We start from the raw sequence: 26,457 nt of genomic DNA, 5'->3' as shown, positions 1-26,457 counted from the left end.
TACATATGATATCGCGACTTCAGATTGCGATCAATTCGATGCTGCCTTGCCGCTACGCTTCCGCATGACGCATCGGCAATGAATGATGCGCGTGACAGGCGGCGACCGCGGCATGGCCGAATGCCACCGCGATCTGATGCAGGTCGGTGACGACGTCGCCGATGCCATAGAGTCCCGCGACGCCGCAGCGCTGCTTGGCATCGACCTCGAGAAAGCCATCGGATGTATGCCGCGCGCCGAGCTTGATGGCGAGCTCGGAGCGAACATCGGCGCCCATCGCAGGATACACGATCTCGAACCGTTCGCTGCTGCCGTCGACGAATGACGCCTCGATCGCACCGTCTTGGCGCTGCAACGCATGAAGTTGTGGCGTCACCCGAACGCCGGCGGCGGCGAGCTCCTGCCGCTTCGCCGCATCCTGCTCATCATCGATCGGGATCAAGGTGACGTCCGAACTGTAGACGCGCATGAACAGCGCCTTGCCAGCGGCGTGACCGAGCGCGCCCACGATGGCGATCTTGTGGTCGATGGTTTCAAAGCCGTCGCAGACCGGACAATAGCGCAGCTCGCCGTCACGGACCGCCGCTCTCCAATCGGCGAGCGACGTCTGCTTGTCGACGATACCCGTCGCGAGGATGACGCGCTGTGCCGCGACCGCACCGCGCTCGTGAGTCGCGACCAGATCTCCGTCATGCGTCTCGAGAGCGCTCACCGTCCTTCGGACGATAGGAACGTGAAGTTCCTCGACCTGCCGCTGCATTCGTGCGAGCAGCTCGCTTCCGGGCATGCCGTTCGGGAACCCCGGCAGGTTGTGGCTCCGCGGAATCAGCGCTGCCCGCGATGCGCCGCCATCGACGACCACGACCCCACGCCGGAACCGGGCCAGGTAAATCGCGGCCATCAGTCCAGCTGGCCCGCCGCCTATGACGAGGACTTCGGTGCGCATTGCCGCCCTGCTCCAGTCCTGGCTCAAGCTGCATCGGAGCAGAAAGTTCTCGCGCGGAAAACATTTCGGCAAACGTGTCGATGAAATCGACCCGGAACTCTCTGGAATACAAGTGGAACTTTTGCCACTGAGGGACGTTAACCTATGTCACTGCCGCGGCGGAAAAGCCGTGCAAACTTGGCAGCGAGGGGATTTGTTGCGAGGGCGCGTGGATGCGATTTGTAAATTCGACTGATGAAAGCTTGATGGCGTACTACGAAAGTGTCCGAAAGCAGGTGGCCGCCGACAGCCGGATCGGGGGCCCCTACCGTTTGATCGGCGATCGGGCCAAGCAGTATGCGCAGGAGCTCCAGGCCGAGATGCGGCGGCGGCAGTTGCGCTTCACGCCGATCGATTGGCCGAACTGATTGGGCAAGGGATCGTGGGGCTCACCTCAGCGCTCAAGTTGAAGTATTGCGTTCGACCAGACAGCGCGGCGGTCGTTATTGCGCCCTCTCCCCTTGTGGGAGGCAAGTAGGACAGAGTTTGCGGACAGGCTTGCGATGCCCTCTCCCACAAGGGGAGAGGGCGCTGTATTCTGCAGTGTCACCGCAAAGCCGCGCGAAGCGGGGTCGTCATCATTCCCACGACCAGCTCGAGAAATCATTCTCGAACTGCGGCACGTCCTTCCAGACACCCTTGAGCTTCTTGTTGATGATTGTGATCCACTGCGGCTGGAACAGGAAGCCCGCAGCGGCATCGGTCGCCAGCATGCGCTGGGCATCGCCGAGCAGCTTGGCGCGCTCGGTCTCGTTCGGCGTATCGACAATCGACTGGTAGAGCTTGTCGAAGGCCTCGGACTGATAGCCGAAGTAGTAATTCTTGTCGGTGAACTTCACGAGATCGAACGGCTCGACATGCGAGACGATGGTCAGGTCGAAATCATGCGGTCCGTTGAAGACCTGTGACAGCCACGCCGCCCATTCGAGATTCTCGATCTTGGCGACGATGCCGACCTTGGCCAATTGAGCCGCGAGCACCTCGCCGCCCTGGCGGGCATAGGCCGGCGGCGGCAGCCGCAGCGACAGTTGCAGCGGCGTGGTCACGCCGGCTTCGGCGAGCAGCTTCTTGGCCTTCTCCGGGTCGTAGGGATTGATGTCGGTGGTGTCGACATAGCCGAGCGAGCCCGGCACGTAGAAGCTGCCGATCGGCGTACCCAGGCCGTCGACGGCGCCTTCGACCATCGCCTTGCGATCGATCGCAGCAAGGATCGCGCGGCGGACGCGGACGTCGTCGAGCGGCTTCTTCTTGTTGTTGATGGTGACGATCGTCTTCGCCTTTGAGCCGCCGATCAGCACGGTGAAGCGCGGGTCGGACTTGAACTGCGCGATGGTGCGCGCCGTGGTGCCGCGCGGGAAGGCATCGACGTCACCCGACAACAGCGCAGCGACCTGCGCTGCCGGATCGGAGATGAAGCGGATCGTCACCTTGGACAGCTTCACGGCTGCGGCGTTGCGATAGTCGGGCCATTTGTTCAAGGTCAGGGACGAGCCCTTGGCCCAGCTCCCCAGCGTGTACGGTCCAGTACCGACCGGCTGCGTCGCGTTGGTCGGCGCGCTCTTCGGCTCGACGATCGAGGCGGTGGCCTGTCCGAGCAGGAACGGCAGGTTGGGCTCAGAATATTTCAGCTTGACGACGATGGTCTCCGCGTCGGGAGCCGTCACGGACTCCATCGCCTGGAACAGCGCCTTGTCCTTGTTGGTGCTGTTGGCGGCGCCGGCGCGCTCGAACGAGAACTTCACCGCGGCGGAATCGAACGCCTCGCCGTTCTGGAATTTCACGCCCTTGGCGAGCTTGAACGTGTAGCTCTTCAGATCGGACGAGGCCTGCCAGCTCAAGGCCAGCAGCGGCGAGACCGAGCCGTCCTCGTTGATCTTGGTCAGCGTCTCATAGACGTTGTAGAGCGTCACCTCGGCGATGGCCGCCGCGGCCGCGCTGGTCGGATCGAGCCCCGGCGGCTCCAAGGTCATGCCGACAACGACGCTATCCTTCTTGCTCTGCGCGAGAGCCGGCGCGACGGCCGCAACGAGCGCGGCCATGGCGATGATCGATAGTTTCTTGAACATTGTTGTTTCTCCCTGAGGAAGCCAAATTACGCGTCAAAGCGGCTTCGAGACAAGTGGCTGCAGTTCCGTTGCGACGAGCGCCGGCAGCGCCATTACGCTTTCCGCCCGATGGCAGGCAGCGGAATGCTGTCCGGTGAGCGCTCGCAACGCGGGGGCCGTCGCGCGGCACTGGGCATCGGCGAGCGGACAGCGCGGCGCGTAGGCGCATCCGGCCGCGCCGAGGGATTGCGAAGCGATCGCAACGCTCTCGCGACGGCGCCGGACCGCGCCGGCCTGGGCCCGCGGCACGGCGTCGAGGAGCGCCCGCGTGTAGGGATGCGCGCAACTTCCGAACAAGTCCTCCGGCCGCCCGCGCTCGACGATGCGGCCGAGATACATCACCGCAACCTCGTCGCAGAGATAGTCGACGACCGCGAGATCATGACTGATCAGCACGTAGCTCAGGCCGAACTGCTCCTGCAGATCCTGCATCAGGTTGAGAACCTGCGCCTGCACGGAAACATCCAGCGCCGACACCGGCTCGTCGGCGACGATCAGCTTCGGCTGGGTGATCAGGGCCCGCGCGATCGCGATGCGCTGGCGCTGCCCCCCGGAAAATTCATGCGGATATTTGTCCATGTCGGCATCGCGCAATCCGACCTGCCGCAGCACGCTCGCGACGCGCCTGCGGAGAGAATCGCGATCCGGGTGTTCGAGAGCCGTCAGCGGCTCGGCGACGATGCGCGCAATGGTCTGGCGCGGATCGAGTGATCCGTACGGATCCTGAAATACCATCTGGAAATCGCGGCGCGCCCGCCGCAGCTCATCCACCGGGAGGCGGTTGAGATCGCGGCCCACCATCAGCACCGATCCCGCTGACGGCCGCTCCAGCGCCATGATCAGCCGCGCCAGGGTCGACTTGCCAGAGCCGGACTCGCCGACGATGCCGAGGCTCTTGCCCGCCTTCAACGACAGCGACACGCCGTTCAGCGCGAGCACCTCGCCGGGCGGCCGCAGCAGACTCTCTCGCGGCAGCGTGTAGCGCTGTACGAGATCCCTGACCTCGAGCAGCGGCGTCTCTGCAACTCCTTGCGCGGCGGTGCTCAAGCGACCACTCCCGCCGGATCACACGCGAGCGCGACGCCGGTCCGGATGCACCGGACGCCGTGCCCGGCGCCGATCTCGATCGACGGCGGCAGCGCCGTGCGACAGGCGTCGATCGCCAGCCCGCAGCGATCTGCGAACGGACAACCGGCCGGAAGATCGGCGAGCTCCGGCACGGTACCCGCGATGGTCGCAAGGCGCGTGCCCTTGCGGGCCCCGAGCCGCGGCCGCGCGCGGAACAGGCCCTGCGTGTAGGGATGCCCCATGCGCGAGAACACGGCGTCCGTGGTGCCGCTCTCGACCACCGTGCCGCCATACATCACGATCATGCGCTGGACGTTCTCGGCGATGACACCGAGATCATGCGAGATCAAGATCATCGCCATGCCGCGCTCGGCGACCAGATCGGCGATGAGGTCGAGGATCTGGCGCTGGATGGTGACGTCGAGCGCAGTGGTCGGCTCGTCGGCGATCAGCACGTCGGGCTTGCAGGCGAGCGCCATCGCGATGGTGATGCGCTGGCGCTGGCCGCCGGAGAACTGGTGCGGATAGGCGCCGTAGCGTCGGGCGGGATCCGGCAGACCGACGCGATCGAGGAGCGCGATCGCCTGTCGTTTCGCCTCGGTCGCCGTGCAGCCGATATGCCGCAGCAGCGGCTCGGCCACCTGATGACCGATCGTATGCATCGGGTTGAGCGCGGTCATTGGCTCCTGGAAGATCATGCTGATGCGGTTGCCGCGCAGCTTGCAGTAATCGGCATCACCGAGACCGACCAGCTCGCGGCCATCGAGCGTGATGCTGCCGCTGACGACGGCGCTGTCAGGCAGAAGGCCAAGCAGAGCGAGCGCCGTGATCGACTTGCCGCAACCGGACTCGCCGACGATGCCGAGCGTCTCGCCGCGCCGGAGCGTGAAGGAGACCTCGCGCACGGCTTGCGCCGAGCCGCGGCTGGTATTGAGGCGGATGCCGAGACCCGACACATCGAGCAGAGGCTGATCGCCTACCGTCATCGCTGCCTCGCCAGCCGTGGGTCGAGCAGATCGCGCAGGCCGTCGCCGAGCAGGTTCAGGCCGAGCACCGCGAGCGCGATGGCGGCACCGGGATACACGGCGAGGCTTGGCGACTGGAACAACAGGGTCTGCGCATCGTTCAGCATGCGTCCCCAGGACGGCTGCGGCGGCTGCGTGCCGAGGCCCAGATAGGACAGCGCCGCTTCCGCCAGGATCGCCAGCGCGAACTGGATCGTCGCCTGCACGATCAGAATCGACAAGATGTTCGGCAGCACGTGCTCGATGGTGATGCGGAAGCGGCCCTTGCCGGCGGCGCGCGCAGCCAGGATGAACTCGCGCGCCCAGACCGCACCGGCGGAGCCGCGGGTGACGCGCACGAACACCGGGATCTGGAAGATGCCGATCGCGGTGATCGACGTCACCATGCCCGGCCCGATCACCGCCGCCAGCATGATCGCCGACAGCACCGCGGGAAAGGCGAAGGTGAAGTCGCTGAAGCGCATGATCAGTTCCTCGGTCCAGCCGCGCTGCGCGGCTGCGACCAGGCCAAGGCAGACGCCGCAGGTGAGACCGATGCCGACGGCGATGATGCCGACCAGAATGGTCGCGCGCGCACCCACCAGCAATAGCGAGACGATGTCGCGGCCGAGCACGTCGGTGCCCAGCCAATGCGCTGCTGATGGCGGCCGCAATTTGGACGCGACATCGATCTCATAGGCCGACCATGGCGTCCAGAGCAGCGACAGCAGCGCGGCGCCGAGCACCAGCAGACAGAGCAGCGCGCCGACCGTGAAGCTGCGATGGCGCAGCGCGCGGCGCCAGAACGCGTTGGACGCAGGCGCAGCGCCCGTTTGAACGACCACGGCGGAACTCACAGCTCGTGCACCTTGATGCGCGGATCGATCACCGCATACAGGACATCGACCACGAAGTTGACGATGATCACCATGGCCGCCAGCAGCATCACGCAGTTGCGCACCACGATCAGGTCGCGATTGGCGATCGACTGGAAGATGAGGCGCCCCAGGCCCGGGAGATAGAACACGTTCTCGATCACGATGGTGCCGGCGAGCAGGTTGGCGAATTGCAGCCCCATCACGGTGAGCACCGGGATCATGGCGTTGCGCAGCACGTGCTGCCACAGCACCTCGCGCTTCGTCAGGCCCTTGGCGCGCGCGGTGCGGACGAAATCCTCGCGCAGAACGTCGAGCACGGCCGAGCGCGTCACCCGCGCCAGGATCGCGGCCTGCACCACTGCCAGCGCCACAGCCGGCAACAGCAGCGCGCGCAGACCCGGCCAGATGCCGTCCTCCCAGCCGGGAAAGCCGCCGGCCGACAGCCATTGCAGCTTCACCGCAAACAGGAGGATCAGCAGGATCGCGAACCAGAAGTTCGGCAAGGCGATGCCGATCTGGGTCAGCGACATGACGCCGACATCGCCGAGACGGTTGTGATTGGCGGCCGTGTAGATGCCGGCCGTGAGCGCCAGCACGGTCGTGAGCCCCATGGCCAGGATCGCGAGCGGAATGGTCATCGCCAGCCGCTCGCGGATCAGTTCGGCCACCGGCGTGCCATAGGCGTAGCTGTTGCCGAGATCGCCGCTCAGCAGGCCGCCGATCCAGTGCAGGTAACGCAACGCCAGCGGCTGATCCAGCCCGAGCTTGACGGTCAGCGCCCTGACCGCATCCGGCGAGGCATCCGCGCCCATCAGCATCTGGGCGGCATTGCCCGGCAGCGCGTCGAGCACCAGGAATATGATCAGTGACGCGCCGACGAGGGTCGCCAGCAAGGTCAGGAAGCGCCGCAGCAGAAAAACGCTCATTCGCGCCGGGACTCCAGTTTTCGGCGGCCGCACGTTCCACAGCTTTCGGCTCCGATGCAAGCCCGTTGCCTGCATGATTGCCATTGCCGGGCGGAGGCACCTTCACACACCGCATCCGCCGGGGTATCGCCGGCTTGATCCCGGTCAACGGCGGAGCGCCGGCGACCGCCATCATGCGGCTGATCGCAACAACGCAAGGGCCCATCTCGATCATGACCATCCGTCCGAGCTTTCTCTGGGGCGCCTCGACCTCGGCCTTCCAGATCGAGGGCGCGGCGCACCTCGACGGCCGCGCCGACAGCATCTGGGATGTCTATCTGCGCGCCCCCGGCCGGGTGAGCCACAACGACACCGCCGAGACCGCCTGCGATCACTATCATCGCTACGCGGAGGACGTGGCGCTGATGCGCGATCTCGGCCTCAATGCCTATCGGTTCTCGATCGCCTGGCCGCGGCTGCTACCGCAAGGCCGCGGCGCGGCCAACGAAGCCGGCCTCGCCTTCTACGACCGCCTCATCGACGCCCTGCTTGCCGCTGAGATAGAGCCGTGGCTCTGTCTCTACCACTGGGACCTGCCGCAGGCGCTGGAGGCGCTCGGCGGCTGGCAGAACCGCGACATCGTCGGCTGGTTCGCCGACTATGCCGCGCTGGTCGCGCGGCGCTATGGCGACCGGGTCAAGCGCTTCGCCACCTTCAACGAGCCCTGCGTGTTCACGCTGTTCGGCTACGGCCTCGGCTGGCACGCGCCGGGGATCGCCGACGGAGCGGCCCTGCACAAGGCCATTCATCACGTCAATCTCAGCCACGGCCGCGCCGTCGACGTGCTGCGCAGGGACGTGGCCGGCGCCTCGATCGGCGCCATCCACAATCGGCAGCCCTGCTACCCTGCGAGCGACAGTGCGGAGGACGCCGCGGCCGCCTTGCGGCTCGCCGCCTATTGGAACGATGCCTTCCCGTTTCCGCAGGCCTTTGCCTGCTACCCGCCGGAGCTCCAGGACGCCGTCGCGCCCTATATCGCACCCGGCGACATGGCGCAGATCGCCCGCCCCGTCGACTGGTTCGGGCTCAATCACTATTCGCCGCATTACATCAAGGCGGGCAGCAACCTGATGGGCGCCAGCTTCGGAGCGCCTCCCGCGGCAGTGCCGCGCAGCGCAATCGGCTGGCCCGTCGTGCCCGAGGCGTTCCGCGATACGCTCCTGGACATCCACAGCCGGTTCCGGCTTCCGATCTACGTGCTGGAGAACGGAACGGCGGCCAATGACACCGTCGATGCATCCGGCTGCATCCAGGACGACGGCAGGATCGGCTATCTCAAGGCCTATACGACCGCGATGGAACAGGCGATCGCGGCGGGCGCCGACGTGCGCGGCTATTTCGTCTGGTCGCTCCTGGATAATTTTGAATGGGGAGCGGGCTATTCGCAGCGCTTCGGCATTGTCTATGTCGATCGCGCCACCCAGCGCCGCATTCCCAAGGCGTCGGCGCGGTGGTATTCGAACATGATTGCCGCTCACCGGGTATCCGACGATCCCGCCGGGCGGCACAACCGGGCGGAAGAGTGAGGATGAGCGAACGCGTTCTTCTGGGCGACATCGGCGGCACCAATGCGCGGTTCGCGCTGCTTGACGGCCACGTCATCGGCGAGGTCGCGCATCTCAAGGTCGCCGACTTCCCGACCATCACGGACGCGATCACCGACTTCCTGTTGCGACACGCCGCCGGCGGCCCGCCCACCGCGGCCGTGCTCGACATCGCCGGCCCGATCGAGCGCAATCGCGGCATGCTCACCAACTCGACCTGGGTGATCGACGGCGCCGAGCTGGCGGAGCGGTTCAAGCTGCGCTCGGCCAAGCTCCTGAACGATTTCGAGGCGGTCGGCTGGTCGCTGCCGGTGCTGCATCCCGACGACCTGTTTCCGCTTGGCGGAAGCGCCGCGGTCGACGGCGCGCCGATGCTGGTGATCGGCCCCGGCACCGGCTTCGGCGCCGCGTGCTATCTCCCGGCAGAAGGCCGTCCCACGGTTGCCGTGACCGAGGCCGGCCATGCCACGCTGCCGGCGACGACGGCGCGCGAGGCCGCCGTGCTCGCCAAGATGCGCGAGCGCTTCGGCCATGTCTCGATCGAGCGTGCGCTGTCGGGCATGGGCCTTGCGAACGTCTATCAGGCCATTGCCGCGGTCGACGGGGTCACGGTGCCGCCGCGCGATGCCGCAGCGATCACTCACGCCGCGCTGGACCGCAGTTGCGCCACCAGCCGCGCGACTCTCGACATGTTCTGCGCCTGGCTCGGCGCCGTCGCCGGCAACCTCGCGCTCACCTTCTGCGCCCGCGGCGGCGTCTACATCGCCGGCGGCATCCCGCCGCGGTTTCCGGACTACTTTGCCAGATCCGATTTCCGCCGGCAGTTCGAGGGCAAGGGGCGCTATGACAGCTATCTGCGTCCGATCCCGGTTCATCTCGTTATCAAGCCCGACATCAGCTTCCTCGGTCTCAAATCGTTCTTCGAGGCCGGCATCACCGCGAGCGGCGGCTCCCCGACCCACTGAGATCGAATGAGCGACATCGTCACGATCACGCCGAACCCGGCCGTCGACATCTCGACGACCGTCGAGAAAATCGTGCCGGTGGCCAAGCTGCGCGGCACGACGCAACAGCGAGATCCCGGTGGTGGCGGCATCAACGTCGCCCGTGTCATCGCCCGCCTCGGCGGCGACGTCACCGCGCTCTATCCGGTCGGCGGTCCGACCGGCCTGCTGCTGAAGCAGCTCGTCGAGAAGGAAGGCGTCGCCAGCCGCACCTGGGCGACGGCCGAGGACACGCGCGAGGACTTCTTCGTCCAGGAGCGCGTCAGCGGCCAGCCCTATCGCTTCATCCTGCCGGGTCCGACGCTGACCGAGGCCGAATGGCAGGCCGGCCTTGCCTTGCTCGCAGCCCAGGATCCGTTTCCCCGCTTCGTCGTCGGCAGCGGCAGCCTGCCGCGCGGCGTGCCGACCGACTTCTATGCGCGCGTTGCGACGCTTGCACGGTCACGCGGCGCGCAATTCGTGCTCGACACCTCGGGGCCAGCTTTGGCCGCGGCGGTAGCCGGCGGCATCGACCTGATGAAGCCGTCGCTGCACGAGATGCAAGAGCTGGTCGGCGGCGCGCTGCCCGATGCCACGGCGTGGGAGAAAGCCGCCCACGCGCTGGTCGCGAGCGGCAAGGCCGGCACCGTCGCGCTGACCATGGGTCATCTCGGCGCCCTGCTGGTCACCCGCGACCGCGTGCTGCGCGCTCAGCCGCTGACGATGGTGCCGGTCAACGCAGTCGGCGCCGGTGACAGTTTTCTCGGCGCATTGGTCGCGAAGCTCGCCGCGGGCGAGTTGCTGGACGACGCGTTTCGCTTTGCGGTCGCCGCAGGTGCCGCGGCGCTGCTGCGCACCGGCACCGCGCTGTCCGATCCCGCCGACGTCAGCCGTCTGCAGGCTGACGTGCGGCTCGAGACGGCGTGACATCGCTCGCCGCATCACCGTTGAGCCGATCGAGCGAGAGCAGCAACCCGCCGACGCGCTCCAGCGACGACATCCACTCTGCGAGGCGGTTGAAATTGTCCACCATCCAATTGAACGACCCCTGCACCAGCGTGAACGCAGCGGCTGCCTGGGTGAGTTCGCCCAGGGTCATCTGATCGCCGAGGAACTTCGGCGCGCACAGCACGAGGCCGATGATCGGCGCGAGCAGCGTATTCAGATGAGACACCAGGGTGTTGCGCATCAGCTGCCAGCACAGCCGCTTCCATTGCTGGATCGTGCGGTCGAGCGCCATCCACAGCCCGGCAACGACGCTGCGTTCTTCCTGCTTGGGCGCGATGCCTTCGCCGATGTCGCGCAAGTGATGGGCTGCGGTGATCAGCTCCGACTCGGCCTGGTTCTTGGTCTGGATGACGCGCGTGAGTGGCGAACCGACCCACAGCATGGCCCCGGTCACCAGCCCGGAATAGATGACGACGCTGACCACCAGGTAGCCTGGAATCCACAATTGGTGCCCGGCCACGGCAAAGCCGATGGATCCGCCGACCTGCCACAGCACCTGGACGAACACGACCGCCGTCAGCAGCGAGGAGATCACACTGACCACGAAGTCGATCGGTGCATCGGTGGCGATGCGGACATCCTCGGCAATACGATACTCCGGAATCTTCAGATCGCCCTGCACCGTCGCGAGCCGCGCATAGCGATCGTTCTCGACCCAGTAGTTGATCACCTTGGCGCTCAACCATTGCCGCCAGTTGCGTTGCATCACCATGCGGCCCCACACCGAGACGATCGCCAGCACGACGCTCGCCAGACAAAGCGGAATGAGCAGAACGGCCTGCTGCCGCAGCCGCGTCGGATCGCGGCCCTCCAATGCGTCGAAGAAATCCCTGTTCCAGTAATTGAACCGAAACTGCACGTAGAGCTGAAGCACCACGAGGACGATCAGGGCGACGCAGAGCAGCCAGACCCGCCATGCCGTCGATCCGAGCCAGAATTGCCGCGCCGTGAGCCAGAACCGCGACCATTCGCGATTGCCGTCCTCGTTCTCGTCGTCGGAGATCATTGGTGATCCGGATGGGTACGATTGATGGGTCTTAACAAACATCCTCGCCTATGGTGGAACCGTTGTCATCCCGCGATTTAAGGGGCTCGCGAAGCGCCTTGCTTGATCTTGCGCAAGGCAGTCGCCGCCCGCCGCGACAAACTGAAGTTCGCGCTGCGATGCGGGAGATCACCGATGACGGCACCCGGCTACATCCGCTGGTTCAAGGACCTTCGTATCGAGGACGTGCCCGGCGTCGGCGGCAAGACGGCCTCGCTCGGAGAGCTGTATTCGGCGCTGGCGTCGCAAGGCGTGCGCGTACCCAACGGCTTCGCACTGACGGCCGCCGCCTATCGCGACGCCTTGCGCGCGACCGGCGCCGACGACGCGCTGCGCAAGCTGCTCGCCGGCCTCGACAAGCGCCGCATCGCCGATCTCGCCAAACGCGCGGCGAAGGCGCGCGCGATCGTGTTCGCGGCGACCGACCGTGACGATCTACGCCACGAGGTCGCAGAGGCTTACAAGCAGCTGGAGCAGGAGTATGGCCGCGGCGTCGCGGTTGCCGTGCGCAGCTCGGCCACCGCCGAGGACCTGCCGAATGCGAGCTTCGCAGGCCAGCACGAGAGCTTTCTCAACATTCGCGGCGCCAAGGACCTGTTCGAGGCGTGCCGCCACTGCTTCGCCTCGCTCTATACGGACCGCGCGATCTCCTACCGCATCGACAACGGCTTCGACCACGACAAGGTCGCGCTGTCGGTGGCCGTGATGAAGATGGTGCGCTCGGACCGCGCCGCGAGCGGCGTGATGTTCTCGTTGGACACCGAGAGCGGCTTTCGCGACGTCGCCTTCATCACCGGGGTCTACGGCCTCGGCGAGACCATCGTGCAGGGCACGGTCGATCCGGACGAGTTCTACGTCCACAAGCCCACCTTCGCGGCCGGCTTCCGCAGCGTGCTGTCGCGCCGGCTCGGCGCCAAGGACAAGCGGATGGTCTATGCCAAAGCCAGCGCAAAGGCCGGCGCGCGCAGCCGTGGCCCCACGACGCGCACCGAGGCGACGCCGCCGGCTGACAGGGCGAAATTCTGCATCAGCGATGCCGACGTGCTGGAGCTCGCGCAGGCCACCATCGTCGTCGAGGAGCACTACTCGCAGAAGGCCGGCAGGCCGACGCCGATGGACATCGAATGGGCCAAGGACGGTCGCGACGGTGCGCTCTACATCATCCAGGCGCGGCCGGAGACGGTGGCCTCGCAGCGGCGGCCCGAGGCGATCGAGACCTACGTTCTGAAGAAGACCGGCAGAACGCTGGCAACCGGCCGCGCCGTGGGCGAAAAGATCGCCACCGGCAAGATCCGCTTGATCCGCAATCCCAAGGATCTGAACGCGTTCTGCCCCGGCGAGGTGCTGGTCGCCGCGTCGACCAGTCCGGACTGGGAGCCGGTGATGAAGACCGCGGCGGCGATCGTCACGGATCATGGCGGCCGCACCTGCCATGCCGCGATCGTCGCTCGCGAGCTCGGCGTGCCGGCCGTGGTCGGCACGGAGGATTTCAGCAAGCGCGCGAAGACCGGAACGACGGTCACTGTCTGCTGCGCGGAGGGCGACGCCGGCCATGTCTACGACGGCGCACTGCCGTTCGATGTCGAGCGCCTGGCGATCGACAGCCTGGAGAAGCCGCGCACCGAGATCATGGTCAATCTCGGCAATCCCGAACTGGCCTTCAAGACCGCGCTGCTGCCGAACGATGGCGTCGGCCTCGCCCGCATGGAGTTCATCATCAACCAGGCGATCGGCATCCACCCGATGGCGCTGGCGACGCCCGCAAAGGTGACCGCGGCAAAGGACCGCGCGACGATCAAGCGCCTGACCGCGCGCTACAAGAAGCCCGCCGACTTCTTCGTCGAGCGGCTGTCGGAAGGCGTCGGCACCATCGCCGCGGCATTCCACCCGCGGCCGGTGATCGTGCGCCTCTCGGACTTCAAGACCAACGAATATGCCAGCCTGATCGGCGGCTCCGATTTCGAGCCGAAGGAAGAGAACCCCATGCTCGGCTTCCGCGGCGCCTCGCGCTATGCGCATCCCGCCTACGCCGCCGGTTTCGCGCTGGAATGCGCGGCGATGAAGCGCGTGCGCGACACGATGGGGCTCTCCAATCTGAAGATCATGATCCCGTTCTGCCGCCGGGTCGAGGAGGCACGCAAGGTGATCGCGGCGATGGCCGGGCATGGCCTCGTCAGAGGCGAAAACGGGCTCGAAATCTACATGATGTGCGAGATCCCGAACAACGTGATCCTGATCGATGAGTTCGCCAAACATTTCGACGGCTTCTCGATCGGCTCCAACGATCTCACCCAGCTCACGCTCGGCGTCGACCGCGACTCCGACATCGTCGCGTTCGATTTCGACGAGCGCGATCCAGGCCTGCTGGCGATGCTGCGGATGGCGGTCGAGGGCGCGCACCGCAACCATCGCCATGTCGGCATCTGCGGCGAGGCGCCGGCCAACTATCCGGAAGTCGCGCGCTATCTGGCCGAACTCGGCATCGATTCGATCAGCGTCAATCCGGCGAGCATCGTGCGCACCATGGAGATCGTCCGTACCGCTGAGCGGGAGCTCGCGACCCACACGCCGCATGCGCTGGCAAGCTGATCATGGCCGAAATTCAGGAGCTGCTCTTGAAGAAGTCCAGCACGGTCGAAGCGCCGCCGATGACGTCGCCGCCGCCATACAGGCTTGCCAGGAACGTGCCGCGATGGCTGGCGCCGGTGACCGCGATGCCTTGCGCAAAGCGGCCGTCGGCCGCCAGCGGCATCTTGACGAGGCTCGGCGGCAGCGCCTCGTCGAGAAGGCCGTAGTAGAAGCGCATCGGGGAGTCATAGTCCCAATAGGTCGAGCTGTTGCCGGCCAGACGGCGGAGGAAGCGGCTGTTGGTCTCGTGGGTGAAGCGCTCGAAGAAGCCGTCGACCAGCAGATCCGAGGGCTGCGGCACCGACTTGCTGAACGCCTCGTCCATGCTGTAGTCGGCCCAGTATTTCTCGGCCAGCGCGAGGTGCTGCGGCTTGATCGCAGTCTTGAACAGGTCGCCGAGCCGGTAATACTGGCGATAGCTGCCCAGGAGGACGATGACGCAGGGCGTTATCCAGATCGGCTGCTTCGGATAGGTGCTGTCGGTCGACGCGCTGCCCGGTTGGGCCGACACCCAATAGCGCATCGAATCCGCAAGATTGTTGAACGGACTCTGCGTGGCGCTCGCCGCCACCGCGACGCGCCGCCGCTGCAGTTCCTGGCGCAGCCATTGCGTGTTCAAGGCACCCTGCGACCAGCCGTTCAGGAACAGCCCGGACTTTCGCAGGCGGAGATGATCGAGCGCGAGCAGACCCGCGCTCAGCACGTCCAGGCAGCACTGCACGGTCGCGTCCTTCACCGCATAGGCCTCGCCTCGCCCCTGGCGATACGGTCCCTTGCCGAGATAGTCGGCCGCGATCAACGCAAAGCCGTTGCCGACAAGGCGCTGGACGTTGAACAGCGTCTCGATCGAATCGACATTGTCGCGCGGCTCGTAGTTCGGATCGGCCAGCTTGACGAGATTGGACGGGACCTGGTCGAACGACAGGATGGTGCCGTGCTGCCACGACACGACCGGCAGTGCGCCCTTGTGATCGGCGGGCAGCGCGAGCAGGCCGCTGACCTTGACGCGCTCACCGGTGCCGGGAATGCGCGTGTAGGTCGTCAGCCGACGCAGTTCGACGTCGACCCGCGCCCCGTACTTGTCGGCCGAGAATGGCGGCAAGATATTGTGCTCATTGAAGACGGCGTGGAGCTTCGCTGCGAGCGCATCGAGCCGATCCTTGCTGACGCGCACCGGCTGGCCGAGGCTTGCGCCGTCACCTGGCTGCGCGACAGCCGGGCCGGCGGAGAACGACAATGCCGCAGCGCCGAAGCCAAGGCCGGCTGAGGCCAGCAGCCTTCGGCGGGATGGCCGGCCGGCCGAGGCTGCAGAGCTGAGCTCCGGCCCGGTCGGCTTGGACTTCGGCGGAGCCAACGCCTCTTCGGATCCCGTGACCAGGGTCTCCAGGCCGATCATTCGCCGCTTCATCACGTCCCTCCGAGCCGCCTACAGCCGAGGGTAGTTCACAAAGCCTAGCACTTGCTAAATGGTGCAGCAATTGGAGCCGGATGTTTCGACGGTCGCCTGCACCGTCGAGCCTCGAGTGGTCGCGTCGCGGCTCGCCTCCACACGTCAGATGCCGCCATGCGAATGATTTGCGATGGCGTTCTGGGGTACACACCAAGAAGAGATCGCGAGGAAGAGATGATGGCCTACCGCGCGGCCTCGAAACCTCCGAGCACTGCGGTCAGGTTCTGCCCAAGAATGTCCGAGAGATAGCCGCCCTCCTGCACGAACACCGTGGGAAGGCCGAGCCGCGCGATCGCGCCGCCGATGCGACGGAAACCCGGCGTCGTCACGGAGAGCCCCTTGAGCGGATCGTGCTCGGAGGCATCGAGACCGAGCGCCACCACGAGCGCGCCGGGCGCGAACGCATGAATCGTCTTGGCCGCGGTCTCGAACGCCTTGAGATAGGTGTCGTCGCCGCTCTTCAGCGGCAGCGGAATGTTGAGGTTGGCGCCAAGCCCCGCGCCTGCGCCGCGCTCATGCGCATAGCCCCAGACGAACGGGTAGTAATGCGTGGGGTCGGCGTGGATCGAGATGGTGAGCACGTCGGGCCGCTCGTAGAAGATGCCCTGCGTGCCGTTGCCGTGATGGACGTCGACGTCGAGGATGGCGACGCGCTCGTAGCGCTGACGCAGATGCGCGGCCGCGATGGCGGAGTTGTTCAAGAAGCAGAAGCCCGAGGCCATGTCCCGATAGGCATGGTGGCCCGGCGGCCGGCACAGCGCGTACACCGCATCCTCGCCATCGAGCAGCAGTTGCGCCGCGGTCGCAGCCACGTCGGTCGCGGCGCAGGCGCCTTCCCACGTCCCCGGCCCGATCGGCGCCGAGGTATCGGTCGTGTGCCAGCCCAGCCGCCCGACGATGTGCGTCGGATAGGTGGCGGCATTGCGAACGGGATGGATGTTCGGGATCATCTCCGCACCGGCATCGCCGAGCGCGGCCCAAGCGTCCCAAGCCTCTTCCAGGAAACTGAGGTATTCCGGACTGTGCACGCGCGCGCGAGCTTCCTGGCCGAAATGAAGCGGCGCGACCACCTCGTGATGGCTGGCCTTCAATCCCGCAAGCAGACGATCCGCCCGCTCGGGCTGCTCGGTGGTGCGCTTGACGACGCCGCGCACCAGATAGAATTGCGGATCATGGCTGCGATGCAGCTCGGTGTAGACGGCCTTCACGCGCAGTGGCTCCTGTTCGCTTGCACCGACGATTGTGCACGCAGTCGCAGCCGATACAAGCACAGATGGTTCGCACGTCCGTTGGTCCGTGCCCGCAGCTTCCAACCGGCGGAACGGAACGCTGCGCCTCGCATCTTGCCGGCAGCGGGTTCGCCGGGATCCGGGCGATCCGGCGCGAAGCGCGGTGGACGTGAGGAGAGATCCGCATGCTGGCGATTGCCGCGACGGCCGTCGGAATGCGCGACGAAATCTGCAAAACCTCGACGTGCAAGCCTGATCGGCTCATGCGTCGCACGCCGCGGCTGCTCAGGAAAGAGCGCCTTTGTCCGGCATGGAGACCCCGGGATTGATCCAAAATTTGGATCGATCGATACAGGCTTCGGTTTGGACCCCGGCCCTCCCTCTCCTCTAGGACAGTCATCGAGGAACGTGACAAGAGAGGTGGAGCGCATGAGCGCAATCGTAACCACGGCCGAATTGCGCCGATCGCGCGTGCGGCTATTCATCGTGACCATGCTGTTCCTGGTCACGACCGTGAACTACGCCGACCGGGCGACCTTGTCGATCGCAGGACCTTCGCTGTCCAAGGAGCTGCATCTCGATCCCGTCGCGATGGGCTATGTGTTCTCCGCCTTCGGCTGGTCCTATGTGCTCGCGCAGGTGCCGGGCGGCTGGCTGCTCGACCGCTTCGGTTCGCGCTGGGTCTATGCCTGCAGCATCGTGATCTGGTCGATCTTCACCATGATGCAGGGCTGGATCGGCTTCTTCTCCGGCGCCGCCGCGGTCACCGCGCTGTTCGCGCTGCGCTTCCTGGTCGGTCTCGCCGAAGCGCCGAGCTTCCCGGCCAATGCCCGCATCGTCGCCGCCTGGTTTCCGAGCAACGAGCGCGGCACGGCGTCGGCCTTCTTCAACTCGGGCCAGTATTTCGCGACCGTGATCTTCGCGCCGCTGATGGGCTGGATCGCGCATGAATTCGGCTGGCGCCACGTCTTCACCGTGATGGGCGCGCTCGGCATTCTCATGGGCCTGACGTGGATCAGGACCATGTACGGGCCGAAGGAGCACGCGAGCGTCAACCAGGCCGAGCTCGACTACATCAAGGACGGCGGCGCGCTGATCGACATGGAGGGCGCGCGCGACGGCAAGGCCGCGTCCGGTGGTCCGACCTGGTCGCATATCGGGCAGTTGCTGTCGAACCGCATGATGCTCGGCGTCTATATCGGCCAGTACTGCATCAACACGCTGACCTATTTCTTCCTGACCTGGTTCCCGGTCTATCTCGTCAAGGAGCGCGGCCTCTCGATCCTGCAGGCCGGCTTCGTCGCCACCCTGCCGGCGCTGTGCGGCTTCATCGGCGGCGTGCTCGGCGGTTTCATCTCCGACGCCATCCTGCGCAAGACGGGATCGCTGACGCTCGCCCGCAAGATCCCGATTGTCGGCGGCATGCTGCTGTCGATGGCGATCATCGGCTGCAACTATGTCGACGGCCAGGCGCTGGTGGTCGGCCTGATGGCGCTGGCGTTCTTCGGCAAGGGCATCGGCGCGCTCGGCTGGGCGGTCGTCTCCGACACCTCGCCGAAGGAAGCCGGCGGCGTCTCCGGCGGCCTGTTCAACACCTTCGGCAACCTCTCCAGCATCACGACGCCGATCGTGATCGGCTACATCCTGTCGGCCACCGGCTCCTTCAACGGCGCGCTGGTGTTCGTCGGCCTCAACGCCCTGGTCGCGGCGTGTGCCTACTTGCTGATCGTCGGCAAGATCCAGCGCGTCCAGCTCCGAACCTCCTGAGCACCACGCTTAGCGTCGCGTGGTCTCGACTCCAACGGCGGCCCCCCGGCCGCCGTTTTTTTGTCGGCGCCTCGCCGCCATTCCAGGGCGACGCGCGACAGCCATCAGAAGCAACCCGGACCCGTGGAAACGGACACGGTCTCACCATCTCAACCCGCCGATCAGCGGACAGACATTTCGAGCCCAGCAAAAAGGGAACGCGGGGAACATTGATAGCAGGGGTCCGCGACATCGCTAGACCCACTATTTCGGAAGCCCTGTTTTCTATCGGCGGGTAGCCCAAATGCCGATGAACAAGTCCAAATCCCGGGGCCCGCGACACCAATTCTTGCCATCGGTGGAACGGATTCCCGGGCTCGTCGGAGCGTCACGCTTGGTTAAGGCAAATGCATGAGGCCGCCGCCTCAAGGCGTTCACATCGCCTTGGCGAGCGCGAACAACCGGAAATCCTCGAGCGCCGCGCGCCGATGCGGAGCGACTTCGCGCTGGTAGGTCTCGGTGTCGACGATCGAGCGGAAGGCGGCGAAATCGCCGTATTCATTGATCGCCGCTTCGTCCCAGCGTTCGCCTTGCGGGCCGACCAGGCTCGCCAGAACCGGCCCGGAAAACATCCGCACCAGCGGCTTACCGGCTGCGAGACGCCGGAAGGCCGGTCTATAGCGTTCGTTAAAGGCTTCGCGGCCCGAACAGGGCGCGGCGTCGAAGCCGTCCTCGTAACGCGCATACGCGCGGTAGCGCAACAGATTGAGCATGTAGACCGGCTGGCCGGGGCGAATCGCGCGCTCGGCGACGTCGAGGGCTTGCAGCGTGATTTCGATGGGGTGCATGGGACTTCTCGCGGTTTCTAGCGGCGCAGCATGCGCGCTGACGCTCCCCATTTGGCCCATCGGAACGGCCTCTTGTAGCGACCACGCCGCCATGACTATGTGGACTGGATGTCCACAACGGCCTTGCCTCCCGACCTCTCGCGCCTCCTCGCCTTCGTCCGCGTCGTCGAGGCGGGCTCCTTCGCCGAAGCCGCGCGGCGAGCGGGGACGACCACCTCGGCGATGTCCAAGGCGGTCGCCCGCCTCGAACAGGCTCGCGGAATACGGCTTTTGCACCGCACGACCCATTCGCTGGCGCTGACCGAAGAGGGCGAGCGGCTGATCGCGGCGGGACGCGCGCTGGCCGACAGTCTCGATCGCGTCCAATCCGCGCTCGGCGAAGCCGCGCGTAACGATGGCGGACGGGTGCGAGTGACCGCCCCCGCCTCGTTCGCGCGTGCCTGCATCCTGCCGCGACTGCCTGCGTTCCTGCGGGAGCGGCCCGAAATCGAGATCGAGATCAAATTCCGCAACGAGATTCTTGATCTCGCGGCGGAAGGCGTCGACATCGCCATCCGCTCAGGACCCCTCGATCGCGCGCCCGGTCATCTGGCGCGGCGGCTTTGCACGTTCTCCTGGATCGCTTGCGCCTCGCCCGCCTATCTGAACGCGCGCGGTGCGCCGGCGACTCCATACGAGCTTTCCGAACATGACCACGTCGGCTTCCGCAATCCCGCGAGCGGGCAGATCCTGACCTGGCGCTTCACCGACCCACGCGGCAAAAAACTCGTTCGCGTCGCGCTCAAGCCCAAGCATATTTGCGACGACGCGCACGCTTCGGTCGCTTTGATCGCGAATGGGTTCGGCATTGGCTGGGGCCCGGCATGGCTCGTCCACGACGACTTGCGCACAGGTCGGCTCGTCGAAGTGCTTGAGCCGTGGCGCGCGCCGGCGGAGCCCCTATGGATGCTGCGCACCTCGAACCGCCGGCCACCGCTGCGCACGCAGCGCGTCATGGCGTTCCTCGCTACGCTTCCCGCCGCGTTCAGCGACAAATCGGGATGAGGCGTCGGCCGTCAGCTGGGCTCTGCGGTCGGCGCGTCGGACACCAGCCGGCTTGGGAGGGGAAATCGGGGACAGACCACGATTTCCCCGGCTTCCTGGGCTTCCGCCTTGGCGCGGTCGGCAATCTGCAGCACGCCGGCAAGAACGGGCTGCGCGCCGTCTCTCAACGTCGTCCATCCGTGGTCAGTCAATTTGAGATGGGTCGACATGCACACTGAGCACATCCGAGTTCACCTCGACAGAAGGACACGGCAGTACCTACCCCGAGACGTAGGAGGCACCGGGGGCGCCGTGCAAGAAGCCGTTGGCGAATGGAACGTCCGGATAGATCTCGCGCAAGCGGTCCGTGGCGGCCCCAGCTTCCACGCGGCCCGCCAGGACCGCCTGAAATTGCTCGGACACCGCGACCATGTCGCAGGCCTGAGGTGACAGCCGCAGCGATCTCACGCCGCTCTGCGTCAGACGATCGAGATCGCCGAGCAGGTTGCAGCAACCATGCGACAACGTCTGCACGCCATTCATGGTGAGGAACGCTTCATTGTCCAGCGTCGTCACGACGAGGCCGTCCGGGTCCTGCTCGCACACGAAGCGGCAATTGTCCCTGGCGAGCTTGTGCAGGCGGGCGTGATAGCAGCGCGCGGAGATCGCGAGCGGCACACGGCCGAAGGCGAACACTTCGATCGCCACCTGCGGCACGGCGCCGGCGATCGCGGCAACCGAGGACAGCGGCAGCTCCGGCGGGAGGCAGATCCGGGTCGCGCCCTGGGCGGCATGAAACGCGGCGCTGGCCTCGTTGTAGATGTTGACGAATGGCCCGATGGCATGCGGCCGACCGGCGATCGATCTGAGGCAGGTGAGGTCGTTGACCTCCACCAGACCGTGGCCAAACTCGGCGAGGCTTGCGGTCTGCCGGCGCTCGCGTCGCAACGACACCAGGACCAGCGAACCCAGCAGCACCTGCTTGCCGGCAGCCATAAGCCGCTCGATGACTTCAGGCAAATGGGGTTCGAAGAACGGCGCGCGCTTCGAGCAGACGACCTCGCCGACCACGACGCGGTCGAGCGGGGCCTCGTCGGCCATGCGAAAGTAAAAATCACGCCAGCGCTCGGGCTGCCAATTGTAGAGCACGGGCCCCAGAGTGAGCTGCATTCGGCCTGCGCCTTGTTCCGCCATTGTCATGTGGTCCTAGCGCCAGGTCTTGCGGTAGGCGCCCTGCGTGGTGGCCTGCCCTTCAGTGAACGCCGTGAGGTCGGACGCGTCGGCGGACCGGCCGGCATCGAGCGCTGCCAGCACGCTGCGGAAATGCCGCACGACCCCGTCGACATAGGCGCGGCCGCGCTGGCGGCCCTCGATCTTGAGCGCGGTGACGCCGGCTTCGCGCAAGCCTGCGAGCAGGGTCGTGGCATCGAGGCTGACCGGATCCTCAAAGATGTAGCCAGAGCCCTGTGCGGTCGAGAAACGCCCCTTGCACAGCGTTGGATAGCCGGCAGGTTCGTTGCGTCCGAATCGGTTGATTGTGAAAGCACCAAGCCGCGAGGTCGTGCCCAGTATCGTCTCCTGATAGACGACATGACTGGCCGGCGAGCATACCCCCTGCATGTTCGGCGACTTGCCGGTGGCGTAGGAGGACAGCGAGCAGCGCCCCTCGGCCATAACGCATAGTCCGCCAAACACGAACACTTCGGTCTCGCATGCCGTCTCACGGGTGATCTCGGCGATCTCGGGTACGCTCAGCACGCGCGGCAGCACCACGCGGCGGGCGCCGAAATTCTCGACATAGAACGCGATCGCGTCGACATTCGCCGCCGCCGCCTGCACAGAGACATGCAGTCGCTGTTCGGGATGGTGCCGCGCGGCATAGTGCATCAGCCCGACATCGGCAAGGATCAGCGCGTCGGCCCCGGCCTCGACGGCATCGTCGACCGCGCGACGCCACAGCTCGACGGCGCCGGCGCGCGGGAAGGTGTTGATCGCAACCAGCACCTTGGCGCCGCGCCGATGCGCGAACGTTACTCCTTCGCGCATCTGCTCGCGGCTGAAATTCAGCCCGGGAAAGTTGCGGGCATTGGTCTCGTCGGCGAAACCGCAATAGACGGCATCGGCGCCGGCTTCGACCGCGCTCTTCAGCGCCGCCGGCGTCCCTGCCGGACAGATCAGCTCCATCGTCGCATCCCGCTTTCCTTCGTCGTTGATCTCAGCAGCGAGTCACGCGCGGCCGCCAGCAGACGTTGCGCGGGCACGCCGAACGGACCCGAAAGCGCCGCGATCTCGCCGACCAGATCCAGACCGGCATCATCGATCGCGTTGCGCAACGCCAGCACCGCCTCGATATCGCCTTCGATCACGAGCTGACGCGAAAACATCAGCGCATCGCCATCGAGCCGGCCCTCGACCAGCGCCAGCAGGCTCACGATCGACGCGGAGATGGAGGCATCGAGGCCGGTGGGCAGCTCGCGCACCGCCGCGAGTTGCGGCTGCTGTGGGCCCGCCTGAATCACGAATGCGAACGGCAGATCGGTCGGCTTGATGCCAAAGCGCTTTCCGCGATGCGACCCGAGCCGGTCGAGCAGATGCGGATGCCGGCACAAGAGCCCACGCAGGAAAGCGCCGAGCGCGATCTGCAGGGGCAGCAATGGCAACGGACGCAGCACCTGCCTGAGCAGTGGCGGCAACAGGGGCAGTGAGGTCGAAGACGCGTCCTGAAGAGAGCTCATGGCACAAGCTCTGGCCGGATCGGCGCGGGAAGTATTTGACCCGGAACAAAGATCACACTGATTGTTCCAGCTACGAGGCGTTTTTTGAACGGAGCCTATCGTTGCGACGTGATGTCCCTCGCTTCCGCGAGCTGTCGGATTTCCTGCGCTTTCTCGACGAGCGGGGACAGCTGCGACGCATTCGCGACAACGTCTCGGTCGTCCACGAGATCACCGAGATCCATCGCCGCGTCATCTCCGCCAAAGGGCCCGTGCTGCTGTTCGAACGGCCGATCAAGGCATGCGGATCGCTCTCGGCAATGCCGCTCGTCACCAATCTTTTCGGCACCGTGGAGCGGGTGGCCTGGGGCATGGGCGTGCAGCCGGAACGATTGGCGGAGCTCGGCGAGATGATGGCGGAGTTGCGCGCCCCGCAGCCGCCGCGCGACATCAGGGAAGCGCTGCAGAAGCTGCCGCTGGCACGCGCAGCACTGTCGACCCGGCCGAGGCTGCGATCAGCCGCGCCGGTGCATGAACGTGTCACGATGGGCGATGACATCGACCTGACCACCTTGCCGGCCCAGATCTGCTGGCCGGACGAGCCGGCGCCCCTGTTGACGTGGCCGCTCGTCATCACCGTGCCGCCGGACGCGTCCGCCGGCGAGCAGGAAAATGTCGGCGTCTACCGCATGCAGGTGCTCGGCCGCGATCGCGCCATCATGCGCTGGCTCGCCCATCGCGGCGGCGCCCGCCACCACCAGCAGTGGCAGGCGCAGGGGCGCGACATGCCGATTGCGATCGTGATCGGGGCCGATCCCGCCACCATCCTCAGCGCGGTGTTGCCATTGCCCGAGACCATCTCCGAGCTGCGCTTCGCTGGCATCCTGCGCGGCGACCGTCCCGAGCTGGTCGAATGCCTGACCGTGCCCCTGACGGTGCCGGCGGCCGCCGAGATCGTGATCGAGGGCATCGTGTCGGCCACGGAGACCGCCCCGGAGGGGCCCTACGGCGATCACACCGGGTACTACAACGCCGTCGAGAGCTTTCCGGTGCTTCAGGTCACCGCGATCACCACGCGTCGAAGTCCGCTCTATCTGTCGACGTTCACGGGACGCGCGCCGGACGAGCCGTCTCGAATTGGCGAGGCGCTGAACACGCTGTTCGTCCCCTTGATCCGACGACAATTCCCGGAGGTCGTCGACTGCTATCTGCCGCCGGAGGCCTGCTCCTACAGGATCGCCGTGGTGGCGATCAAAAAGCGCTATCCGGGCCAGGCCCGCCGCATCATGCTCGGCCTTTGGTCGATGCTGCCGCAGTTCAGCTACACCAAGCTCCTCATCGTGGTCGACCAAGACATCGACGTCCGAGACTGGCGCGCGGTGATGTGGGCCGTCGCGACGCGCAGCGACTCCTCGCGCGACCTCGTGCCGCTTGCCAACACGCCGATCGACTATCTCGACTTCGCCTCGCCAAAATCCGGCCTCGGCGGGAAGCTCGGCATCGACGCCACGACCAAGCTCGGGGTCGAGACCGAACGCCCCTGGGGCGAGGTGCTGGCGATGGACCCTGCTGTAGCCGCGCGCATCGACGCGATGTGGCCGAGCCTCGGCCTCGGCGACTCCATAGCCGACCGAACGGCCTCGACATGAACGGGCGGCATCACGTCATCGTCGGCATCAGCGGCGCCTCGGGCGCCGCGATCGGTGCGCGCATCGTCGAACGGCTCGCGGAGCAGCCGCAATGCGCGGTCCATCTCGTGGTGTCCGACGCTGCCGTGCGCACCTTGCACGAGGAGGTCGGCCAGGGTGGCCTCGCGCGGCTGCGCGATCTCGCGGCGCATGCTCATGATGTCGCCGACATCGGTGCGAGCATCGCCAGCGGCTCGTTTTCTGCAGCCGGCATGATCGTGGCGCCCTGCTCGATCCGCACCCTCTCGGCGATCGCCTGGGGCCAACTCGACAACCTGCTGGTCCGCGCCGCCGACGTTCAACTCAAGGAGCGCCGCCGGCTGATACTGTTGGTGCGGGAGAGCCCGCTGCATCTCGGTCATCTCCGAGCGATGACGCAGGCCACCGAGATCGGCGCGATCATCGCGCCGCCAATGCCGGCGTTCTACCTGAAGCCCCAGTCGCTCGATGACGTCATCGAGCAGATCGCCTGTCGCGCGATCAACCTGCTCGGCGTCCCCGGGCTCCGCGCCAACGCGCGTGAGTGGCTTCCGGACCGGACGACCGAAGCAGGCAACCTTGTTGAGATAGGGAAGCAAGACAGGCGATAGGATTTGAAGACAGAACACGACAGACGCACTAGGGCGATGGGCCGAAGGCGTCCACGACGGTGGACGTGTTCTTCGAGCGGGCGTAACGACGCCGCCTCTCCGGCCGAGCGCTGCCAGCTTTTCGCTTTCGTTCGGTCAATTGACGTTGTCGAAACCCAGCGCAGCACGAACGGCCGGATCAATTCTGGATGGGGTCCACGGCGGATCGAATGTCATCGTCACGTCCACGGCTTCGACGCCCGCAATCTCCGCAATGCTGCTTGCGACCCCTTCCTTGAGAAAACCTGTTGCGGGGCACCCGGGCGTTGTGGCCGTCATCGTGACATGCACGACGCCATCCGTCGCCGTGATCTCATAGATGAAGCCGAGATCGACCACGTTTTCCCCCAGTTCCGGATCGATGACCACGCGCATTGCGTCGCGGATGCGGTCGATGACATCGCGGCTCATAGCGGAGCCCTCACCGAAAGTTGGTAGGTCGATCCATCCGGCGTAAACCCGCCGAGCCAGCGAAAGCCGCGCTTCTCAAGTTCAGGGAACAGGAAGATCGGCTCGCGGCCCAGAAGTGCCGACAAGGTCTCTCCAGGACCCAACTCCTCCGCGGCCGCGAGGATGCGCACCATCGGTTCGGGTGGGTCGAGCTCTCGGTTGTCGAGCGTGACTACGGGATCTGGCCATTGCTCGAATGCGAGGCCGGCACCAGCGTCTTCCTGACCGGCGTCCTCGGCAGCCAGCGGCGAAAACAGCACTTCCCAGTCGCCACCGTCGAGCGGTCGATCGGTGTGGGCGAAGCCCTTTCTTGCCATGACGGAGAGCAGCGGAACCGGCCTGAAGCTCGCGATCAGCCGCACACCCTGGCCTGGCGCCAGCCGGTCGACCGCGTCCATGATGATGGAGAACGGTTCGCCTCCGGCCCTGAGAATCGGCCGGACGTCGACGTCAATGTACGCGGTCAT

Annotated in this window: 26 protein-coding genes; 10 read left to right on the top strand and 16 right to left on the bottom strand. The window is 66.1% G+C overall.

Translation table 11 applies throughout. The features are described 5' to 3' along the window. Positions 1–52 precede the first annotated feature (52 nt). On the bottom strand, positions 53–946 hold the full coding sequence (locus tag QX073_RS14790) for an NAD(P)/FAD-dependent oxidoreductase (RefSeq protein WP_315714268.1): 894 nt from the start codon (positions 944–946) through the stop codon (positions 53–55). On the opposite strand from QX073_RS14790, the gene QX073_RS14785 reads away from it, so the two are divergent. Together QX073_RS14785 and QX073_RS14780 are read left to right on the top strand one after the other, a co-directional pair. After that, positions 939–1,181: a hypothetical protein gene (locus QX073_RS14785; RefSeq protein WP_316225939.1), complete on the top strand. Its 243-nt coding sequence runs from the start codon at positions 939–941 to the stop codon at positions 1,179–1,181. The genes QX073_RS14790 and QX073_RS14785 overlap by 8 nt on opposite strands. Before the next feature lie 10 nt (positions 1,182–1,191). Then, positions 1,192–1,353 (top strand): hypothetical protein, encoded by a 162-nt coding sequence (locus QX073_RS14780; protein WP_315714266.1) that lies wholly within the window; start codon positions 1,192–1,194, stop codon positions 1,351–1,353. Positions 1,354–1,563: 210 nt separating this feature from the next. On the opposite strand, the gene QX073_RS14775 is transcribed toward QX073_RS14780, so the two are convergent. The 5 genes from QX073_RS14775 to QX073_RS14755 are packed head-to-tail and all read right to left on the bottom strand — an operon-like array spanning position 1,564 to position 6,966. Continuing rightward, positions 1,564–3,051 carry an ABC transporter substrate-binding protein gene (locus QX073_RS14775; RefSeq protein WP_316225938.1) on the bottom strand — a complete coding sequence of 496 codons (1,488 nt, stop codon included), beginning with the start codon at positions 3,049–3,051 and terminating at the stop codon, positions 1,564–1,566. A 33-nt stretch (positions 3,052–3,084) separates the two neighbouring features. Then, positions 3,085–4,137 carry an oligopeptide/dipeptide ABC transporter ATP-binding protein gene (locus tag QX073_RS14770; RefSeq protein ID WP_315827714.1) on the bottom strand — a complete coding sequence of 351 codons (1,053 nt, stop codon included), beginning with the start codon at positions 4,135–4,137 and terminating at the stop codon, positions 3,085–3,087. Continuing rightward, a complete protein-coding gene (locus QX073_RS14765; protein WP_315714263.1) occupies positions 4,134–5,144 on the bottom strand; it encodes an ABC transporter ATP-binding protein in 1,011 nt (336 codons plus the stop codon). The genes QX073_RS14770 and QX073_RS14765 overlap by 4 nt, the downstream gene beginning before the upstream one ends. Further along, the gene (locus QX073_RS14760; RefSeq protein WP_315714262.1) at positions 5,141–6,007 is read right to left on the bottom strand and encodes an ABC transporter permease; all 867 of its coding nucleotides are present in this window, start codon (positions 6,005–6,007) and stop codon (positions 5,141–5,143) included. Before QX073_RS14760 ends, QX073_RS14765 begins: the two co-directional genes overlap by 4 nt. Positions 6,008–6,015: 8 nt before the next feature. After that, the gene (locus tag QX073_RS14755) at positions 6,016–6,966 is read right to left on the bottom strand and encodes an ABC transporter permease (protein ID WP_315714261.1); all 951 of its coding nucleotides are present in this window, start codon (positions 6,964–6,966) and stop codon (positions 6,016–6,018) included. Positions 6,967–7,178: 212 nt separating this feature from the next. On the opposite strand from QX073_RS14755, the gene QX073_RS14750 reads away from it, so the two are divergent. The 3 genes from QX073_RS14750 to QX073_RS14740 are packed head-to-tail and all read left to right on the top strand — an operon-like array spanning position 7,179 to position 10,459. Next, on the top strand, positions 7,179–8,531 hold the full coding sequence (locus QX073_RS14750) for a GH1 family beta-glucosidase (protein WP_315714391.1): 1,353 nt from the start codon (positions 7,179–7,181) through the stop codon (positions 8,529–8,531). Positions 8,532–8,533: 2 nt separating this feature from the next. Beyond that, positions 8,534–9,514, top strand: a complete 981-nt coding sequence (gene glk / locus QX073_RS14745; protein WP_315714260.1) for a glucokinase — start codon at positions 8,534–8,536, stop codon at positions 9,512–9,514. 6 nt (positions 9,515–9,520) lie between these two features. After that, positions 9,521–10,459, top strand: a complete 939-nt coding sequence (locus QX073_RS14740) for a 1-phosphofructokinase family hexose kinase (protein ID WP_315827712.1) — start codon at positions 9,521–9,523, stop codon at positions 10,457–10,459. On the opposite strand, the gene QX073_RS14735 is transcribed toward QX073_RS14740, so the two are convergent. Further along, positions 10,419–11,546, bottom strand: coding sequence for an SbmA/BacA-like family transporter (locus QX073_RS14735; RefSeq protein ID WP_316194275.1), 1,128 nt, complete (start codon positions 11,544–11,546; stop codon positions 10,419–10,421). The two genes, QX073_RS14740 and QX073_RS14735, sit on opposite strands and share 41 nt — an antisense overlap. A gap of 174 nt (positions 11,547–11,720) precedes the next feature. Here QX073_RS14735 and ppsA point away from each other — a divergent pair, with 174 nt between their 5' ends. Then, positions 11,721–14,174, top strand: a complete 2,454-nt coding sequence (gene ppsA / locus QX073_RS14730) for a phosphoenolpyruvate synthase (protein WP_316225937.1) — start codon at positions 11,721–11,723, stop codon at positions 14,172–14,174. Between the two features lie 13 nt (positions 14,175–14,187). Here ppsA and QX073_RS14725 read toward each other — a convergent pair whose 3' ends face one another. Next, entirely contained in the window at positions 14,188–15,621 is a 1,434-nt protein-coding gene (locus tag QX073_RS14725; protein WP_316225936.1) for a lysophospholipase, read from the bottom strand. 224 nt (positions 15,622–15,845) lie between these two features. Next, positions 15,846–16,871 carry a histone deacetylase family protein gene (locus QX073_RS14720; RefSeq protein WP_316225935.1) on the bottom strand — a complete coding sequence of 342 codons (1,026 nt, stop codon included), beginning with the start codon at positions 16,869–16,871 and terminating at the stop codon, positions 15,846–15,848. 450 nt (positions 16,872–17,321) lie between these two features. Here QX073_RS14720 and QX073_RS14715 point away from each other — a divergent pair, with 450 nt between their 5' ends. After that, positions 17,322–18,659 carry an MFS transporter gene (locus QX073_RS14715; RefSeq protein ID WP_315750153.1) on the top strand — a complete coding sequence of 446 codons (1,338 nt, stop codon included), beginning with the start codon at positions 17,322–17,324 and terminating at the stop codon, positions 18,657–18,659. A 413-nt stretch (positions 18,660–19,072) separates the two neighbouring features. Here QX073_RS14715 and QX073_RS14710 read toward each other — a convergent pair whose 3' ends face one another. Beyond that, positions 19,073–19,486 carry a hypothetical protein gene (locus QX073_RS14710; protein ID WP_316169253.1) on the bottom strand — a complete coding sequence of 138 codons (414 nt, stop codon included), beginning with the start codon at positions 19,484–19,486 and terminating at the stop codon, positions 19,073–19,075. A 108-nt stretch (positions 19,487–19,594) separates the two neighbouring features. Between QX073_RS14710 and QX073_RS14705 the strand changes: the two genes are divergently transcribed. Continuing rightward, a complete protein-coding gene (locus QX073_RS14705; protein WP_316225934.1) occupies positions 19,595–20,530 on the top strand; it encodes a LysR family transcriptional regulator in 936 nt (311 codons plus the stop codon). Positions 20,531–20,541: 11 nt separating this feature from the next. On the opposite strand, the gene QX073_RS14700 is transcribed toward QX073_RS14705, so the two are convergent. From QX073_RS14700 to QX073_RS14685, 4 genes are read right to left on the bottom strand one after another with little or no spacing between them, the layout of a single operon-like run. Further along, on the bottom strand, positions 20,542–20,739 hold the full coding sequence (locus QX073_RS14700) for a hypothetical protein (protein WP_316225933.1): 198 nt from the start codon (positions 20,737–20,739) through the stop codon (positions 20,542–20,544). A 49-nt stretch (positions 20,740–20,788) separates the two neighbouring features. Then, complete coding sequence (locus tag QX073_RS14695; RefSeq protein ID WP_316225932.1) at positions 20,789–21,679, bottom strand: U32 family peptidase; 891 nt, start codon at positions 21,677–21,679, stop codon at positions 20,789–20,791. A gap of 36 nt (positions 21,680–21,715) precedes the next feature. Next, complete coding sequence (locus QX073_RS14690; protein WP_316225931.1) at positions 21,716–22,693, bottom strand: peptidase U32 family protein; 978 nt, start codon at positions 22,691–22,693, stop codon at positions 21,716–21,718. Beyond that, a complete protein-coding gene (locus QX073_RS14685; protein WP_316225930.1) occupies positions 22,684–23,244 on the bottom strand; it encodes an SCP2 domain-containing protein in 561 nt (186 codons plus the stop codon). The genes QX073_RS14690 and QX073_RS14685 overlap by 10 nt, the downstream gene beginning before the upstream one ends. Before the next feature lie 101 nt (positions 23,245–23,345). On the opposite strand from QX073_RS14685, the gene QX073_RS14680 reads away from it, so the two are divergent. Both QX073_RS14680 and QX073_RS14675 read left to right on the top strand, forming a co-directional pair. Further along, the gene (locus QX073_RS14680) at positions 23,346–24,872 is read left to right on the top strand and encodes a UbiD family decarboxylase (RefSeq protein WP_316225929.1); all 1,527 of its coding nucleotides are present in this window, start codon (positions 23,346–23,348) and stop codon (positions 24,870–24,872) included. After that, positions 24,869–25,501, top strand: coding sequence for a UbiX family flavin prenyltransferase (locus QX073_RS14675; RefSeq protein ID WP_316191979.1), 633 nt, complete (start codon positions 24,869–24,871; stop codon positions 25,499–25,501). Before QX073_RS14680 ends, QX073_RS14675 begins: the two co-directional genes overlap by 4 nt. Positions 25,502–25,636: 135 nt before the next feature. Here QX073_RS14675 and QX073_RS14670 read toward each other — a convergent pair whose 3' ends face one another. Further along, on the bottom strand, positions 25,637–25,951 hold the full coding sequence (locus tag QX073_RS14670; protein ID WP_315750147.1) for a metal-sulfur cluster assembly factor: 315 nt from the start codon (positions 25,949–25,951) through the stop codon (positions 25,637–25,639). Further along, positions 25,948–26,457 carry a DUF2249 domain-containing protein gene (locus QX073_RS14665; RefSeq protein ID WP_316225928.1) on the bottom strand — a complete coding sequence of 170 codons (510 nt, stop codon included), beginning with the start codon at positions 26,455–26,457 and terminating at the stop codon, positions 25,948–25,950. The genes QX073_RS14670 and QX073_RS14665 overlap by 4 nt, the downstream gene beginning before the upstream one ends.

The organism is Bradyrhizobium sp. SZCCHNS3052 (assembly GCF_032484495.1).
In the GTDB taxonomy this organism is placed as follows: Bacteria; Pseudomonadota; Alphaproteobacteria; order Rhizobiales; family Xanthobacteraceae; genus Bradyrhizobium.
This window is presented reverse-complemented; position numbering and strand designations above follow the sequence as displayed.

What these genes read in the sequence shown, in the direction of transcription:
- QX073_RS14790 (WP_315714268.1), bottom strand. Translation starts at nt 946, where the DNA reads ATGCGCACCGAAGTCCTCGTCATAGGCGGCGGGCCAGCTGGACTGATG.
- QX073_RS14780 (WP_315714266.1), top strand. Translation starts at nt 1,192, where the DNA reads ATGGCGTACTACGAAAGTGTCCGAAAGCAGGTGGCCGCCGACAGCCGG.
- QX073_RS14775 (WP_316225938.1), bottom strand. Translation starts at nt 3,051, where the DNA reads ATGTTCAAGAAACTATCGATCATCGCCATGGCCGCGCTCGTTGCGGCC.
- QX073_RS14765 (WP_315714263.1), bottom strand. Translation starts at nt 5,144, where the DNA reads ATGACGGTAGGCGATCAGCCTCTGCTCGATGTGTCGGGTCTCGGCATC.
- QX073_RS14755 (WP_315714261.1), bottom strand. Translation starts at nt 6,966, where the DNA reads ATGAGCGTTTTTCTGCTGCGGCGCTTCCTGACCTTGCTGGCGACCCTC.
- QX073_RS14750 (WP_315714391.1), top strand. Translation starts at nt 7,179, where the DNA reads ATGACCATCCGTCCGAGCTTTCTCTGGGGCGCCTCGACCTCGGCCTTC.
- glk (WP_315714260.1), top strand. Translation starts at nt 8,534, where the DNA reads ATGAGCGAACGCGTTCTTCTGGGCGACATCGGCGGCACCAATGCGCGG.
- QX073_RS14740 (WP_315827712.1), top strand. Translation starts at nt 9,521, where the DNA reads ATGAGCGACATCGTCACGATCACGCCGAACCCGGCCGTCGACATCTCG.
- QX073_RS14735 (WP_316194275.1), bottom strand. Translation starts at nt 11,546, where the DNA reads ATGATCTCCGACGACGAGAACGAGGACGGCAATCGCGAATGGTCGCGG.
- ppsA (WP_316225937.1), top strand. Translation starts at nt 11,721, where the DNA reads ATGACGGCACCCGGCTACATCCGCTGGTTCAAGGACCTTCGTATCGAG.
- QX073_RS14725 (WP_316225936.1), bottom strand. Translation starts at nt 15,621, where the DNA reads ATGAAGCGGCGAATGATCGGCCTGGAGACCCTGGTCACGGGATCCGAA.
- QX073_RS14715 (WP_315750153.1), top strand. Translation starts at nt 17,322, where the DNA reads ATGAGCGCAATCGTAACCACGGCCGAATTGCGCCGATCGCGCGTGCGG.
- QX073_RS14710 (WP_316169253.1), bottom strand. Translation starts at nt 19,486, where the DNA reads ATGCACCCCATCGAAATCACGCTGCAAGCCCTCGACGTCGCCGAGCGC.
- QX073_RS14705 (WP_316225934.1), top strand. Translation starts at nt 19,595, where the DNA reads ATGTCCACAACGGCCTTGCCTCCCGACCTCTCGCGCCTCCTCGCCTTC.
- QX073_RS14700 (WP_316225933.1), bottom strand. Translation starts at nt 20,739, where the DNA reads ATGTCGACCCATCTCAAATTGACTGACCACGGATGGACGACGTTGAGA.
- QX073_RS14695 (WP_316225932.1), bottom strand. Translation starts at nt 21,679, where the DNA reads ATGCAGCTCACTCTGGGGCCCGTGCTCTACAATTGGCAGCCCGAGCGC.
- QX073_RS14690 (WP_316225931.1), bottom strand. Translation starts at nt 22,693, where the DNA reads ATGGAGCTGATCTGTCCGGCAGGGACGCCGGCGGCGCTGAAGAGCGCG.
- QX073_RS14685 (WP_316225930.1), bottom strand. Translation starts at nt 23,244, where the DNA reads ATGAGCTCTCTTCAGGACGCGTCTTCGACCTCACTGCCCCTGTTGCCG.
- QX073_RS14675 (WP_316191979.1), top strand. Translation starts at nt 24,869, where the DNA reads ATGAACGGGCGGCATCACGTCATCGTCGGCATCAGCGGCGCCTCGGGC.
- QX073_RS14670 (WP_315750147.1), bottom strand. Translation starts at nt 25,951, where the DNA reads ATGAGCCGCGATGTCATCGACCGCATCCGCGACGCAATGCGCGTGGTC.
- QX073_RS14665 (WP_316225928.1), bottom strand. Translation starts at nt 26,457, where the DNA reads ATGACCGCGTACATTGACGTCGACGTCCGGCCGATTCTCAGGGCCGGA.